Below are 14907 nucleotides of genomic sequence, written 5' to 3'. Positions count from 1 at the left end.
ACCTAAATAAAGCAATTGGTATGAACCTTTCTGAATTAAAAACCAAACCTATTGAAGAGCTGATTGAAATTGCCAAGGGCATGGGGCTCGAAAACCTCGCCCGCTCGCGCAAACAGGACATCATTTTCAATATCCTCAAGCGCCACGCCAAAAGCGGTGAAGACATCTACGGCGAGGGGGTGTTGGAAATTCTTCAGGACGGGTTCGGCTTTTTGCGGTCTGCCGACTCTTCCTACCTCGCAGGCCCCGATGATATCTATGTTTCTCCCAGTCAGATCCGCCGCTTCAACCTCCGCACCGGCGACTCCATTTCCGGCAAAATCCGTCCCCCCAAAGAAGGTGAACGCTACTTCGCACTGCTGAAGGTCAGCGAGATCAACTTCGACAAGCCGGAAAATGCGCGCAGCAAGATTCTGTTTGAAAACCTCACGCCGCTGTTCCCCAACGATCGTCTTGGGCTCGAGTGCGGCAACGGCTCTTCTGAAGACCTGATCGGTCGTATCATCGACCTGGTCGCACCCATCGGCAAAGGTCAGCGTGGCCTGATTGTTGCACCGCCTAAAGCGGGCAAGACCATCATGCTGCAGAACATCGCCCAGGCCATCACCCGTAACAATCCAGAGTGCCACCTGATCGTACTGTTGATCGATGAGCGCCCGGAAGAAGTTACCGAGATGCAGCGCTCCGTGCGCGGTGAAGTGGTTGCCTCCACCTTCGACGAGCCGCCGGCCCGTCACGTGCAGGTGGCTGAGATGGTGATCGAAAAGGCCAAGCGCCTGGTCGAGCACAAGAAAGACGTAGTGATTCTGCTGGACTCCATTACCCGCCTGGCACGTGCGTACAACACTACTGTGCCCAGCTCCGGTAAAGTCCTCACTGGCGGTGTGGATGCGCACGCCCTGGAGCGTCCCAAGCGCTTCTTTGGTGCCGCTCGGAATATCGAAGAAGGCGGCAGCCTGTCCATCATCGCCACCGCGCTGGTAGACACCGGCTCGAAGATGGATGAAGTGATTTTCGAAGAGTTCAAAGGCACCGGTAACATGGAGCTGCAGCTGGACCGCAAGATCGCCGAGAAGCGCGTTTACCCGGCCATCAACGTGCGCCGCTCAGGTACCCGCCGCGAAGAGCTGCTGATGCCGGAAGGCGAGCTGCAGCGGGTGTGGATCCTGCGCAAATTGCTGCACGATATGGAAGACCTGGCCGCCACTGAATTCCTGATCGACAAGCTGAAGGACTTCAAGACCAACGACGAGTTCTTCCTGTCCATGAAACGGAAATAATTCCGATACAGAATAAAGGCCTGCGCAATCTGCAGGCCTTTTTTCCATGGAACGGACAATTTTTGCAATGCGATAAAACAGGCGTGAAATTACGCCGAATTCAGTTGAAAAGGCATTGCGATAGGCATATAAAGGCCAACATTGTTGTGTTGAACAGTATTTCAGCACTACCCGAATTGGTCTCGCGCGGCTGGGAAGTCGAGCGATTCTGGACCAATCTCAAATGGTGAACTCGGTGGAGCTGGTTACCATTTGTGAATTGCTCGACAGCCCACTGACTCTAGTGAGACTTTTTTGTGAATATCTATATCGGAAATCTGGCCTACGGCGTAACCTCTGACGAACTGCACGAAGCTTTTGGTGCATTCGGTGAAATCTCCCGGGCTACTGTAATCACTGACCGGGAAACTGGCCGTTCTAAAGGTTTTGGTTTCGTAGAAATGCCGAACGACGACGAAGCGCGTAAGGCTATCGAAGAAATGAATGATCAGCCGCTGTCTGGCCGTAACATCCGTGTTAACGAAGCCAAGCCGCGCGAAGACCGTCCGCGTCGTCCTCGCTTCTAAGACACGCATTAGCGTCTAGAAGCTCGGCAGCCCGCAGTATTCTGCGGGCTGTTCAAAACTCTCTCCCCGCATTTCGCCATACCGCCTGGTACGGTGCCAATTCCCTTTTTTTTCCCGACTGTTTTACACTGGCGTTCGAATTTCTCGTCGACCGGTAAAACATGAAATACAAAGACCTGCGCGACTTCATCCGATTACTGGAAAAGCGCGGCCTCCTGAAACGCATCAAACACCCCGTCAGCCCCTACCTGGAAATGACAGAAATTGCCGACCGCGTATTGCGCGCCGGTGGCCCCGCACTGCTGTTTGAAAACCCCGTGGGCTACGACACACCGGTACTCGCCAACCTGTTTGGTACCCCCGAACGTGTCGCTTTGGGTATGGGGCGCGAATCCGTCAGCGAACTGCGGGAAGTGGGCGAACTGCTCGCATTCCTGAAAGAACCGCAGCCGCCAGAGGGTATCCGCGACGCCTGGGACAAGCTGCCCATCTTTAAACAGGTCATGAACATGGGCCCGAAGGTGGTGAGCAAGGCCGATTGTCAGCAGTATGAAATCAGCGCCGAAGACGTCGATCTCACAGCCCTGCCGATTCAGACCTGCTGGCCGGGCGATGCCGCACCTCTGGTCACCTGGCCGCTGGTCATCACTCGCGGCCCGGAAAAGAAACGTCAGAACCTCGGCATTTACCGCATGCAGCTTATCGGTAAAAACCGCCTGATTATGCGCTGGCTGTCCCACCGCGGCGGCGCTCTGGATTTCCGCGACTGGCAACAGCAATTCCCGGGGGAGCCCTTCCCCATTGCTGTGGCACTCGGCGCCGACCCCGCGACCATTCTTGGCGCAGTAACCCCAGTTCCCGATACGCTATCTGAGTACGCCTTCGCAGGTCTATTGCGCGGCGGCAAAACCGAAGTGGCAGAAGCCAGGCTCAGCAACCTGCAAGTGCCTGCCAGCGCTGAATACGTGCTGGAAGGATACATCTACCCGGAAGATATGGCGGACGAGGGCCCATATGGCGACCACACCGGCTATTACAACGAAGTCGACAGCTTTCCGGTATTCACCGTAGAAAAAATCACCCACCGTAAAGATCCCATCTACCACAGCACCTATACCGGCCGCCCACCCGATGAGCCCGCCGTGTTGGGTGAAGCGTTGAACGAAGTCTTCGTACCGATTCTGCGCAAGCAGTTTCCAGAAATCGTCGATTTCTATCTGCCACCCGAGGGCTGCTCCTATCGCCTGGCCGTTGTCACCATGAAGAAGCAATACCCGGGTCATGCGAAGCGCGTAATGATGGGCGTGTGGTCCTTTCTGCGCCAATTCATGTACACCAAGTTCGTGATTGTTACCGACGATGACGTCAACGCGAGGGACTGGAATGATGTGATCTGGGCCATGACCACAAGAATGGACCCGGCGCGGGACACTGTCATGGTGGAAAACACCCCAATCGACTACCTCGACTTCGCCTCACCGGTCTCCGGCCTGGGATCAAAAATTGGATTTGATGCCACCAATAAATGGGAAGGGGAAACAGCACGGGAATGGGGGCGCCCGATTGTAAAAGATCCAGAAGTAACGCAAAAAGTGGATGAGATCTGGGACAAACTCGGGCTTTAAAAAAACAACATGGATAGATGCTAGGACAGCGGAGGAAACATGGACGTTATAAAAACCTTTAAACCCGGAGATGACGGCACCAAGCGGTACTCCGAAAAGTACGGACAGCAGCTCTGTGCCGTTCGCTACAGAAGGTCGCCCTGCAAAAAAACCGTCTACACCACGGTAGAAATCATCGTATCCGCGCGCGATGCCTATAAAAGGCAAGAGAGAGCTCTCCCTCGGCACACGCCGGACAAAAAATGGGTGGCGTTGAAAATCGGATTCGAAGAAACACATTTACGCAACGAAGTTCGTCGTATCGGCGGTCGGTGGAGCCAATCAGCCCAGGCATGGGCGGCGAATAGAAGGCTGGCGGAAAGCGCGAACCTGGGACACAGGATCGTCGAAGGACTTGTTGAGCAATGCCTAGATGTGGAAATTTAGGCTCCACCCATATATCCAGATATAGGCATTTTGCCTAATACTGGAAATGTCCTTCCAGATCTAGGCAGTCTGCCTAGATCTGGGGCTTTTGAATAAAACTGTTATGCATCTCTAGGAGTTGAGAGTCATTGAAGAAGAATACAGCGCTCATAATGCTGTTGGTTTTGAGTAATATCGGTTGGTTTGTTGCATATGCATTCGCAAAATTGGATCACGGGATTACCTTGACGTACCAGGCCGCAAGTGATGACACGTCTCAAAAGATGCTGGATCAAGCGATTATCGTTGCTAATAAAAATTTAGTTGGTGTTCCGTTATCTGAGGCTATAGAAAAAATTGGCCAAGATACTTACGGTTCACAACCTTTTGTGAAAGATGGTTGCCTTTATGCTGGCGGCTTGTGTCTTGAGATAAGTAGTGCCGAGGTAATCGGCAAAGTCCGTGCCGAGTAATGCATAACAAGGCCGGGCAATTTGCTACGGGCCTTCGGCCCTCCGCGGGACAGCTTACCTCGTGCACGTTTTGCGCAGGTCGCTGCGCTCCCATTTTTGCGCAAAACGCGCACAAGGTAAGCTGCCCCTGCCGGCGGCGTTAAAACTAATGAGGCCAGAAAATGAGTCGAAAATTTGAGAAGGCTTCAGGTCAATGTTTATGTGGAGCCGTCAAATATGAAATAGATGGAGAAATCTCTTCATTTCATATCTGTTATTGTTCTAGATGTAGGCACGCTACAGGTTCTGCCCATGCTTCGAGCATTTTTACCCAACCCGAAAATATTTCTTGGCGTTCGGGAAAAGAGCTAATCCAGCGCTTCGAGCTGGAGTCCGCTAAAAGCTGGGCAAAACAGTTTTGTAAAGTATGTGGTTCTAGCGTGCCATATGTAAACCGGTTAGGTACATTTTTAGTCGTACCGGCCGGAAGTCTCAATGAAGATGTACACATTACGCCAGATGATAGAATTTTTTGTGAAGATAGATGTACTTGGGTTGATGGCATCCAGGGTAGCCCGGAGTTTCCGGCGCTGCCAGGGAAGTTTTAACAAAGCGAGGCAGTTCGTTCCGGCCCTGCGGGCCTCCACCGGACAGCTTACTTTGTGCACTTTATGCGCAGGTCGCTTCGCTCCCATTTTTGCGCATAAAGCGCCCAAAGTAAGCTGCCGCTGCTCGCGGCGTTAGAGCTATGAAAGTCGCAACTACTTTATTTATTCTCTTTACGCTATCCGGTCACGCTTACGCGGAGAAAATTCGCGGGATTGACCTGGGAGATAAGTGTTCATACGTCAAAGAAGTGGAGCGCTCTCTGGGCTCCAAAGAGATTGATAAATCAATTATTGTGAATCTTAGAAAAGGAGATACGCTGGCTTTTAACGGAGTCCATGATGGATATCCTGTATTAATTATGTATTCCTGCATTAACTCGATTGTAACGAGCCAACTTCTTAATCTGAAATATCCAGATTCAGAGTCTGCATCTTTCAGCTTTCAAAAGTATCAAAGATACTTGGAGCCTGAAGGAGAGATTGTTAGTGTTTCAGAGAATAAAGGCGAGTATCCAAGAATTGCTTGGAAGCTAAAAAGCGGAGCTACTTTAAGCATCAATACAACACCGCTTAGTAGTTCGGTGAGTTTAAGTATCATTAAGCAAGACCTTGAGGGGCAGCTCTAACAATGCAATGCAGCCGACGTCTTACTTTGTGCACTTTTCGCACGGTCGCTGCGCTCCTATTTTCGTGCAAAAAGCACACAAAGTAAGCCGCGGCTGATCGCGGCGTTAAGCACATTCAGGTAAGTAGTATGAGTGAAGATAAAGCCATCTTAGTAAGAAATCAGTGGGAAAAAAGTGGCACCAAGATGCTCAAAATGAGCAAGCGACCTTCCTGTGATTCTTCGAGTGAAGGAGAAATTTCAGAGTCGCAAGTTGTTGCTAATATCCAAAAAAGAATGCTCCATCTTGCTGAAGTTCTCGAGCTTCTTCACAAAATATATTGTAACAATAAGGACTTATATGGAGATCGTTTCCTTGCATTTGTCGGTAACGAAGTGGTTCGTGAATGGCCGTGGAAAGATTTTCCGTTTATCTCAAAAAAAGCATTGGATCTCTTGGAGAAGAAAGAAAGCTACGAGGATATAACTGGGAAATTACCCTTCGAAGTGAAGGATAAAAGTACAAGAGAAGTATTCAAAAATCTAAGGTATGAGCATTGGACGCCAATTTCATTCTTTAGAGATGTATTCCATCAGCATGATCCTATCGACAAGGAAACCTACTATCACATACTTATAAAGTATTACCGGGTGGTTTGGATTACGCGAGAGGAAGATGATCTTTTAAATAAAAAACATCGTAGCTGGCGCCCTACCGAGGTCTATGATGATCTAGGTATCGACATAATCCCACACGATGCCTGGTCGAATATCAGTGATCCAAGTGCTTAACAATAAGACAATAAGCGGCAGAGCGACAGCCAACGCTACGCACCTTTTGTGTTACTCGCTGGCGCTCAAACATTAACACAAAAAGTGCTCCGCGCTGGCTGCGCCTGCGCTGGGCGTTATGTGAAGATCGAGAAGCGGAGTTCTAAATGAAAAGAGTATTATTGGCTGTAATTCTATTATTGATTTCTAGTCAACTCTATGCCTCTGATACAGGAAAAGATCTGAAGGCTTTCGCGCACAACTATTTTGAAAAAATGGTGGCCACACAATCTCCCGATGCTACCAATGAAGATCTGGAAAGCTATCTTAAGCTCCTAACCGATGATATAGGTCATACCCATTTACCTTGGGAAACAGATGGTACTCGCAAGCCTGGGGGTAAAGAGTCCATGCGCAAGGGTATGATCTTCTATCTGGGTTCTCATACGGAATATAGCGCTGAACTTCTTGAAGTTTTTATATTCAATGACTCGGCAATTGCCCTAAGGTACAAGGATCAGGCAAAGGGTATCCATCCTCAAAGCAATCAAAAAGTCGAGTATAGTCAAACCATGATGGAAATCTTGGAAATGGATCAGGGCAAGGTCGCAGTAATCCGGAAGTACCACGAGTAAGTCCCACATAACAATCAGCGACAGAGCGACAGAGCGACAGCCAACGCTACGCATCTTTTATGTTACTCGCTGTCGCTCAAACATTAACACAAAATGCGCTCCGCGCTGGCTGCGCCTGCGCTGGGCGTTACGTTTCCTAGTGAGAAAATACGATGTTTGGAATTTTGAAGTACATTGGGTTAGTTGTAATTTTTGGCTTGGGTTTTGCTCAAACCTTTGTCTATTCACGAGTAAATAAGAGATGGAACTCGTTACCTTTAGTTGATGCAAAAATTACCACATCAAAGCTGAAAAATTTTACGAATACTGAAGGGCAGAGAGTATACGAGGCTCAGATTGAGTTTGAGTATGAATACAGTGGAGCGAAGTACCGCTCTGACACACCATTACTTCGTTCGCCTCAGCTGTTTAAAGATAATAATATCGAGCATGATCTACTGAGTCGGTATAAAGAAGGCGAAAAGCTGAAAGTACGCGTGATTCCGGGATCCCCTAAAGATGCATACATCGAGATGGAGCGTTTTAGTAGGCTGTCCGCCGTGGTGATACCGGTACTGTTCATCATTTATAGCATTGCGGTATTTGGCTACGGATGGTTTTTAACTTCGGTATTGGCCCGTTAATCGATCAAAATAGGAACCCCAAACGTAACAAGGTGCTGCAGGGGAAGGCGTTAACCATAGGTAAGTAATGAAACTGAAAATAATTGCATTTCTATCTACTATTTTTACAGTGGTAAACGCGCATTCATACGATAGGCTCGAGGGTTTCTATAGTGCAGCGCTTGAACGGGATCCCAGTGATAGAGCGTGGCAATGTTATATAAATTCAAAATACCAAGAGTACATATTCTCAACCGTGTTCGAAAGAACTGGAGAGTTGGAAAAGTTGCGGCAGCATAAAGCTGATATTGAATTTCGCAATGATCTTAGGGATGAGCTCGTAAATACTTTAGAGTCGGAAACGATTAATAATCATGTTCATGCTAAATCCATAATGCTTTCAAATTGCCTTGATAAAGTTGGCCTTGAATACTCGGAAAAAATTTATACATGCAGTTATTACGATTCTGCACTTTACAATTTAAATACGCTCAAAAAGAAAGGGGTTTCTAGCGTTACGGCCACATCAAAAATTCTGGAAAAATGGCCACATTTGCAAAGAGTATACTTTGTGAAGCTGGTAGATCGAGTATACCGTTCGGAACGGCCAATTGACGAAGAAACATTTTTTGTTCTTCGACAGTGCCTGGGCAATGGTTAACAATGCGCTGCAGGCCGACGCCTAACTTTACGCACTTTACGCACTTTACGTGCAGTCGCTTCGCTACCATTAGTGCGCAAGGTTAGCCGCGGCTGATCGCGGCGTTAGCACTTAGTTTTGCCCCAAATATATTAGCCAAAACGTAGATGTAATATATGATTAGTAAAATTCTACATTTGATCACTCTCGCTTCTATTGCGGGTCTACTGTTCGCATGTGGCGGCGGCAACAGCAGTAACGACAATAACGGTCCTGATCCAGTAGATAAGCTCCCTGAAGTAGAAAGCTTTACCTCCTCCGAAATACTTTCAAGTGACCCCCCTTCATTTGAGGTCGTTGTGCGATTTGCAAATAACGTGTCACGAGAAGACGCCCACAATATCCGAATAAAAGTTGTGGTGGCTACAGATGGAAGTGGTGATGTTATGGGGCAGGACTTTGCGCTCGTTTATAGTACGGGCTGTCGGAGTGTAAACGACTCTGAAATTTGCGGCCAAACAGAGTACTCCTTTACGTATAGCTATGGGGATGCTGTAGGTTGGTGTTGCACTATTGAAGGACGCGATCTTTCGTATGAGTTCACCAATGTGGACGGGTATTTACAGTTGACTATGCTTTATCATGGAAGTTTCACTAAGAGTACATATGATAATTTGGTGCGCGGCAACGTCTTAACAAATGTAGAGGCGGTTCTTTTTTCTGGGCGCGATAAAGAAACTGTTTTATCAAGCGATTACTACCCACAGCTGAATGAGTTTACTGATCAACTTGGGGAGCTGAATGATAATCTCCGTGACTATGATGGTTCTTCAGATTTGGTTGATATTCAAAGTATTACTATCACAAATTATTTGGCCCCTTAGCTCGTCAAAGGTGCTAACAATCAGCGGCAGAGCGACAGCCAACGCTACGCACCTTTTATGTTACCCGCTGGCGTTCAAACATTAACACAAAATGCGCTCCGCGCTGGCTGCGCCTGCGCTGGGCGTTATACGGGTAAAATAGTGAAAGCAATTCATCTTTTACCTCTAATATTATTCGCCGCAGTTACTTGTTCTGCGAATGAATTGATCATCTCATACGCTCCATCGGCTACGGTTAAAGCTGATGCGGATGAGTACGAAGTCAACGGCAACCGATATTCGAAGTTAAGCCTCGATTCTAACGCTGCGAAAGGCCTGCGCTGGGTGCCTTTCTCCAAGCCATATTACGTTGATATTACCTTGCTTGATCCGGACGGGAGTTCTCAAATTGAGAGTGTCCATGATTATAAATCAATATCGGCTGGGGTTAGCTTTGTCCAAGAGTACACTATAGATGATGACCTAAATGCATATTTAGGTTGCACAGCTGGAGTTGGGGCAGCTGAATTCGGCATTGAAAAAAATAAAATTCGGTCTATGGCTGAGGCATCTTTTAAAGGCGGATTGATTTTCAGAAATAATATTACACTGGGACCTGAAGTGAAATTTCAATTTGTCGGTAGTCCTGGTGAAACGGTAGCCCGTGTCCTGTTATTTAATCTCAATGCGGGAATCAGGTTCTGACTTATAACAGTGTTCTTGAAGTTGGCCGTATTCTATCGCTTTTCGCGAGATGGCCTGCCGGGTGAGCGATTTACCGAAAAGGAATCGAATATTGAGCAAAGTAATTTTAGAGGGGTATTTACTGGTTTCCGAGCTTGATCTTGAAGCAGTTCTAAATGAGTTACCTATTCATATCAATCTCACAAGAAAAGAGAGCGGCTGTCTGAGATTCATTGTAGAGCAAGATGCGGTGAATAATAATCGGTTTAATGTGTATGAAGAATTTTCGAGCCGGGAAACCTTTAACGAGCATCAGGATAGAGTGAGGGGCTCTAAATGGGGGCAGGTTTCCAGCGGAGCGGAGCGTTATTACCAAATCTTTGAAACGAATTGATTTTTTATGGTGCATTCGGCATGCGCGAGTAGATCCTTCCACTTCCAAAATGGAAGAGTCAGTCAGGAACGAAAAAGTCAACCAGAAGCGATTTGTATTGTCGGTGCCTCGCTCTATCGGGCGGTGGAAGCTATGTCTGTATTTGATGTCGGGTTATGTAAATGAAAAAATTTTTTGTGTTTTTATTGTTTAGCGCTATTTTGTCGATGGATGCCATGGCGTCCGATGTTGAAGGTGTGTGGGAGCTGGTGGCTGGGGAATACCGTAATGAGCATGGTGAGATGATTGCCTATGAATCGCTCGGCCTCAAGTCATTGAAGATTATTTCCGGCTCTTACTTCAGTTTTACTTCGATGAAGGCGGATGCTTTTTGGGCATCTGGATCGGGTACCTACACTTTTTCTGGGGGGCAATACGTTGAGGAATTAACGTTTAACTCATTCGGTGAGAAGCCCGGGGCGCGTTTTACATTTGTGGCGGAAATTGATGAGGGCGTTTGGCGCAATTCCCGCTGGGAGGATGATGTTCGGGTTGAATATGAGGTCTGGCAACGGGTGGAGTGAATAGCGCTCCACCTATACTCACTGCTTGTCTTATAGGGCGCTCAAAAGGAGTGATTTATGGAAGGTTTGCTTGGCTTACTGATTCTTATTGTAGATATCTACGCCATCATCAAGATCGTGCAGAGTTCGGCGAGCGGTCTTAAAAAGCTGGTGTGGGTGTTGATTGTTTTGGTCTTTCCGATCATCGGTGTTGTTGCGTGGTTTTTCCTCGGCCCAGGTGGTCGGGCCGGCTGAAGTTGTAGCCGCTAGGCCCGGTGTGCCGGCTGGTTGATTTGGCCGGCAAGCCTTGGGCCTTGCCTTTCAGGTTCCTGCTAGTGCTTGCCAGCCGGGAGCCCGGGCGGAGAGTATTTTTCTGATCTCCTGGGTGTGGGTTCAGGACGCTTTGGTGCTGAGCATGCCGGTGCTCTGATCGGGCAGGGGTAGCTTCGGCAGATTGGATACGGCCTGCAGCAGGCCCTGTTCGTAGAGGCGTGCGGCCTGTTCTTTCTCTCCCAGGGCAAACAGTAAGCGGGCAAGCTCTGCAGAGGTAACCGGGTCAGAACGCAGCAGCAGGCTTTTCTCAAAATACTGCCGCGCCTTGCCCCAGATTTCGTTGCGCAGGCACAGGCGGCCGAGGCAGGTGAGGAGGTCGGCGTTCTCTCCGTACTCCTTTTGCCAGCCGTCGGCTACCGACAGTTGCTGGTTGGCGTCGGCCTCGGTGAGGTGGCCGTAGAGGCGTACGGTATCCCCACGCCATTCCCGGTTCAGAATCCAGCGCAGATGCTTTTCTGCTTCTACGTCGTCACCTATCTTATGCAGCATTTCCCCATAGAGATTGCGCAGTTCGATATTGCGCTGCCAGCGGCCGTTGAGGCTTTGCCAGATCTCACGGAGTTTTTCTTTATCTTTGCGATTTGCGGCTTCGCGCAGCAGGTTCTGGTAGACCTCGAGCTCCAGTTGCTGAAGCTGGGATTCGGGCATGGTGCCGTGTTTTTCCAGCCGTGGCAGCAATTCCCTGAGGCCGTTCCACTCGCCGATGTGGTAATAGGCCTGGCGCAATAACTGCAGTAGCGCCGGATGGTTGGGTTCTTCCTGCATGGCGCGTTGCAGACTGGCAATGCACTGCTCGTAGTGCTTGTCGAGTAATTGCATGCGGGCCTGGCTGATGGCGACGGCGAGCTGGGTGTCGTCGCCGGTGGCTTCGGCTTTGGCGAGTAGTTCGTTGGCTTCGTCGCGGTAGCCCAGCTCAAATGCGCTGCGCGCGGCGGCCAGGTAATTGATGATGGGTGCGTCGGAGCGTGCGGCGCTTTTCAGCAGAAGGCGGCGGGCACGTGCCCAGTTGCCTTCCATGTATTCCACCAGGCCGTTGGTGAGACGACGACGCGCCATACGACTGCGACCAAAGCGGATACGGCTGACGCTGCCCTCAATGGCGCGAGCGAGGCTGCGCAGCAGCCAGATGGCGAGGAACAGGGCGAGAACGCCCAGTACCAGCCCGCCTACCGCGACCCACAGATTCATCTCGATACGTTTGCCGGCGTCGCCACCGATAGTCAGTAGCACATAGCCGGGATAGGAGCGCATGGCTTCTGCGAGAAGTGCGCCACCGAGCAGTAGTACCAGCGCGAAAAAAAGGAAGCGTTTCACTGGTAGCTGCCTCCGTTACCGCTGTCGGCGGATTGCCCCGAGGATACTTTGTGCATTCTGTTGATGTAGTTGCGCAGGGCAGTCTGTGAGGCACTCAGGTTCGGCAGGTCGGTTTTGATGGTTTCCTGACTGAGCTCTTCCAGCTCGCGCAGGATCACTGCGCGCTGGGGGTTGTCCACCCCGTAATCGAGCAGCAATTGTCGCGCGTGGTTGAGTGCGTCCTTGAACACTGTGTCGTCGGCGCGCAGTACCGCCAGCTCAGCCTGTTCCATGTTTAGGCGCAGGCTCTGGCGGAATCGCGTTTCGCTCTGCGGAGACAGCAGTACCGGGTCCACTTCGCCATCGCGAATACGTACGGAGCCTTTGAGGAAGTTGAGGAAGTTGTCCCAGCTGGAGCGGACATGGTCCTCGCCCACTGCTTTATTGTCGGCTTGGGTCTGAGCTGCTGCGGCATCCCGTTTGGCGAGGTCGAACTGGGGTTGGATATTCAGTTTGACCATCTGCTCTTCCAGCGCGCGCAGGCGCAGGTAAAGTCCCTCGCGATCGACATTCTCCACCAGTTTGAGCGCAGTAATATCCCGCGCCAGTTGCTGGCGCACACCGTACAGGTCGGGCAGGTCCACCTGGCGCACGATGGTATCCACTTCGTTTAGCAGGCCCAGCGCGGCGCGGCTGTCCTGTTCGAGCATGAGGCGCTGGTTGGCCAGGCGCAGCAGGTAGTCTGCCTCCGCCAGTTGCCAGTCTTCCCGACTGGCGTTCCCCAGTTGACTGAGGCGCGCACCCTGGGCGGTGACATTGCGCTGCAGGCCGGCCAGCTGCTGCTGCAACTGCTGGATGGTCTGGCTCTGCGCGGACAGCTGCTGGTTCTGCTGGGTAAGCTGCTGGCGCAATTCGCCGATCAGTTGCGCGCTCTGGTCCTGTGGCGGTACCGGTGACGTATTCGCTGGTAACTCCGGCGAGGAGGGTGATGTGGCGGAGGGTGGCGGGGTCGGGCGCGACTCTTCAGGCTGCAGCATCGGCTGCTCGGGTTGTGGCGGTTGCTGCTGTGTGGTGGCTGCAGAGCCGGTGTCGGCATCCACTGTAGCGCTGCTGGACGGTGCGCTGTCTGAATCGCTTGCCGTATTGGTGCTGGTTGCGGTGTTTTGCTGAGACGGTGTGGGGCTAGTGGCGCTGCGGGAATCACTGGCAAAGTGTTTGCCGACGACCGGTAACGCCTGCAAGTGTTGGCCTACTTCCTGACGGACGCCGGGCACCAGATACCAGGCGGCCACGGCGGCGGCGATCAGTGCCAGTAACAAAAGCCAGAACCAGGTCCACCCGCGGCCTTTTTTTGCGGTGCGCGCGCGCGGCGGTTTATTGCCGGCTCCCGCAGTGGATTTGCCGTCGGTTTTTCCTCTGGTCTGGGAGGTGCCTTTTGCCGCCTTGGCAAAATTGCTCTTGGTCTCGGCTTTGCGAGTCACTACTGGCACATCCTTGGGCAGATCTTTGTCCGTGGCTTTCTTGTCGCCACTGTTTTCCGGAGTAGAGGACGGCGGGGCTTTTTTATCGCTCATGGACTCGCTTGCTCAGAGTGGATGCCAGAGGTGCGCGTGGCACCTGAGTTTCTAACGGTTGCGCAGCCGGTTGTGCAGTGAAGCGGGACGGATTGCCGCAAACGCTGGAAGAAATTTTGTCGCCAAATTATAGCGACTGAAGCGGTTCTTTATACGGACTCTGGCGCGGAAATGAAATTTTTTACCGACAATGGCGTGTATTCAGGAATGGTCGGCGGCCAGTGCGTCTTTCAGTGCTGCCAGCATGGCGCCGTCGCCGGCATTGACGGCCGCGTGTACACGGGGGAAGCCCAGTGCGCGTGCGTGGCTGGCGACGCGTTCGCTGGGGCAGATTAAAACGGCGTGGCGCAGAGAGTCGCGCGCGCTGGTTTCGATCACCCGGTGCAGGTTGTCGAGGGTTTCACCGCTGTGCACGGTGATGGCATCGGGGGTATGCCCGTAGGTGCGCACTTGTTCGGTGGCATCGCCTGGCAGGGTGCGCTGGTAGAGTTCGCAGTAGTCCACTCGGGCGCCGCGCTCCTCAAGTGCGCTGCCGATGAGTGGGCGGCCGCCCTGTCCGCGGAACAGGATGACGCGCTCACCTTGTGGCTGCAGAAGCGATGGCAGGGCCAGCAGGGCTTCGGAATCCATGGTGCTCTTGCCCGTTTCACCCTCTTCGCCGGTATTGCCAGCCTCGGGTACCGCGCCCCGCGCCCGGAGAGCGCGCGCGGTGGCGGCGCCGATGGCGTAGTAGCGCGGGCCCTGGGGCAATTGTGGCCAGTAGTTATCCAGCCAGTCGAAGCCGTGTTGAACTGCATTCTGCGAGACAAAAATGGCGTGGTCGAACTGATCGAAATCCAGAATCAGGCTCTTGATGGCCTGGGCGCGATCGCCCTGATCAATAGGTTCGATATCCAGTAGCGGGATGGTGTCTGCAAGCGCCCCTTCGGCTACCAGCAGGTCGCGCCAGCCGCCGCTCTGGTGAGCGGGGCGGGTGATCAGGATGCGTATTCCGCTGAGGTCCATGTTCGCGGTGGCCATAGGTGTGGATAACCCG

Annotated in this window: 19 protein-coding genes; 16 read left to right on the top strand and 3 right to left on the bottom strand. The window is 51.5% G+C overall.

The genetic code is table 11. The features are described 5' to 3' along the window. The first annotated feature begins 20 nt into the window (after window positions 1–20). The 16 genes from rho to Q1A74_RS14355 all read left to right on the top strand — a co-directional run bounded on the left by rho (window position 21) and on the right by Q1A74_RS14355 (window position 10926). Entirely contained in the window at window positions 21–1280 is a 1260-nt protein-coding gene (rho, locus tag Q1A74_RS14425) for a transcription termination factor Rho (protein WP_161859767.1), read from the top strand. A gap of 296 nt (window positions 1281–1576) precedes the next feature. After that, a complete protein-coding gene (locus Q1A74_RS14420) occupies window positions 1577–1846 on the top strand; it encodes an RNA-binding protein (RefSeq protein WP_010133764.1) in 270 nt (89 codons plus the stop codon). 161 nt (window positions 1847–2007) lie between these two features. Further along, window positions 2008–3471 carry a 4-hydroxy-3-polyprenylbenzoate decarboxylase gene (gene ubiD, locus Q1A74_RS14415; RefSeq protein ID WP_299597603.1) on the top strand — a complete coding sequence of 488 codons (1464 nt, stop codon included), beginning with the start codon at window positions 2008–2010 and terminating at the stop codon, window positions 3469–3471. 39 nt (window positions 3472–3510) lie between these two features. Next, entirely contained in the window at window positions 3511–3897 is a 387-nt protein-coding gene (locus Q1A74_RS14410; RefSeq protein ID WP_299597600.1) for a hypothetical protein, read from the top strand. Between the two features lie 128 nt (window positions 3898–4025). Continuing rightward, on the top strand, window positions 4026–4349 hold the full coding sequence (locus tag Q1A74_RS14405; RefSeq protein WP_299597597.1) for a hypothetical protein: 324 nt from the start codon (window positions 4026–4028) through the stop codon (window positions 4347–4349). 161 nt (window positions 4350–4510) lie between these two features. Next, on the top strand, window positions 4511–4936 hold the full coding sequence (locus Q1A74_RS18435; protein ID WP_367275406.1) for a GFA family protein: 426 nt from the start codon (window positions 4511–4513) through the stop codon (window positions 4934–4936). Between the two features lie 140 nt (window positions 4937–5076). Then, on the top strand, window positions 5077–5562 hold the full coding sequence (locus Q1A74_RS14400; protein WP_299597595.1) for a hypothetical protein: 486 nt from the start codon (window positions 5077–5079) through the stop codon (window positions 5560–5562). Between the two features lie 128 nt (window positions 5563–5690). Continuing rightward, entirely contained in the window at window positions 5691–6332 is a 642-nt protein-coding gene (locus tag Q1A74_RS14395) for a hypothetical protein (RefSeq protein ID WP_299597592.1), read from the top strand. A gap of 146 nt (window positions 6333–6478) precedes the next feature. Next, window positions 6479–6946, top strand: coding sequence for a nuclear transport factor 2 family protein (locus tag Q1A74_RS14390; RefSeq protein ID WP_299597590.1), 468 nt, complete (start codon window positions 6479–6481; stop codon window positions 6944–6946). 152 nt (window positions 6947–7098) lie between these two features. Further along, entirely contained in the window at window positions 7099–7569 is a 471-nt protein-coding gene (locus Q1A74_RS14385; RefSeq protein WP_299597587.1) for a DUF3592 domain-containing protein, read from the top strand. 67 nt (window positions 7570–7636) lie between these two features. Further along, window positions 7637–8209: a hypothetical protein gene (locus Q1A74_RS14380; RefSeq protein ID WP_299597584.1), complete on the top strand. Its 573-nt coding sequence runs from the start codon at window positions 7637–7639 to the stop codon at window positions 8207–8209. 155 nt (window positions 8210–8364) lie between these two features. Then, the gene (locus Q1A74_RS14375; RefSeq protein WP_299597579.1) at window positions 8365–9072 is read left to right on the top strand and encodes a hypothetical protein; all 708 of its coding nucleotides are present in this window, start codon (window positions 8365–8367) and stop codon (window positions 9070–9072) included. Window positions 9073–9213: 141 nt separating this feature from the next. Further along, a complete protein-coding gene (locus Q1A74_RS14370) occupies window positions 9214–9756 on the top strand; it encodes a hypothetical protein (RefSeq protein WP_299597576.1) in 543 nt (180 codons plus the stop codon). 91 nt (window positions 9757–9847) lie between these two features. Further along, complete coding sequence (locus tag Q1A74_RS14365; RefSeq protein WP_299597574.1) at window positions 9848–10129, top strand: antibiotic biosynthesis monooxygenase; 282 nt, start codon at window positions 9848–9850, stop codon at window positions 10127–10129. Window positions 10130–10290: 161 nt separating this feature from the next. Then, window positions 10291–10692 carry a hypothetical protein gene (locus Q1A74_RS14360; protein WP_299597571.1) on the top strand — a complete coding sequence of 134 codons (402 nt, stop codon included), beginning with the start codon at window positions 10291–10293 and terminating at the stop codon, window positions 10690–10692. Window positions 10693–10749: 57 nt separating this feature from the next. Further along, a complete protein-coding gene (locus Q1A74_RS14355) occupies window positions 10750–10926 on the top strand; it encodes a PLD nuclease N-terminal domain-containing protein (RefSeq protein WP_299597568.1) in 177 nt (58 codons plus the stop codon). Between the two features lie 138 nt (window positions 10927–11064). Here the strand turns inward: Q1A74_RS14355 and Q1A74_RS14350 are convergent, their stop codons facing one another. From Q1A74_RS14350 to Q1A74_RS14340, 3 genes are all read right to left on the bottom strand, one after another. After that, window positions 11065–12318 carry a heme biosynthesis HemY N-terminal domain-containing protein gene (locus Q1A74_RS14350; protein ID WP_299597565.1) on the bottom strand — a complete coding sequence of 418 codons (1254 nt, stop codon included), beginning with the start codon at window positions 12316–12318 and terminating at the stop codon, window positions 11065–11067. Further along, window positions 12315–13871 (bottom strand): uroporphyrinogen-III C-methyltransferase, encoded by a 1557-nt coding sequence (locus tag Q1A74_RS14345; protein WP_299597562.1) that lies wholly within the window; start codon window positions 13869–13871, stop codon window positions 12315–12317. Before Q1A74_RS14345 ends, Q1A74_RS14350 begins: the two co-directional genes overlap by 4 nt. A gap of 201 nt (window positions 13872–14072) precedes the next feature. After that, a complete protein-coding gene (locus tag Q1A74_RS14340) occupies window positions 14073–14891 on the bottom strand; it encodes a uroporphyrinogen-III synthase (protein WP_299597559.1) in 819 nt (272 codons plus the stop codon). Window positions 14892–14907 lie beyond the last annotated feature (16 nt).

This window comes from uncultured Microbulbifer sp. (assembly GCF_947504145.1).
Classification (GTDB): domain Bacteria; phylum Pseudomonadota; class Gammaproteobacteria; order Pseudomonadales; family Cellvibrionaceae; genus Microbulbifer.
This window is presented reverse-complemented; position numbering and strand designations above follow the sequence as displayed.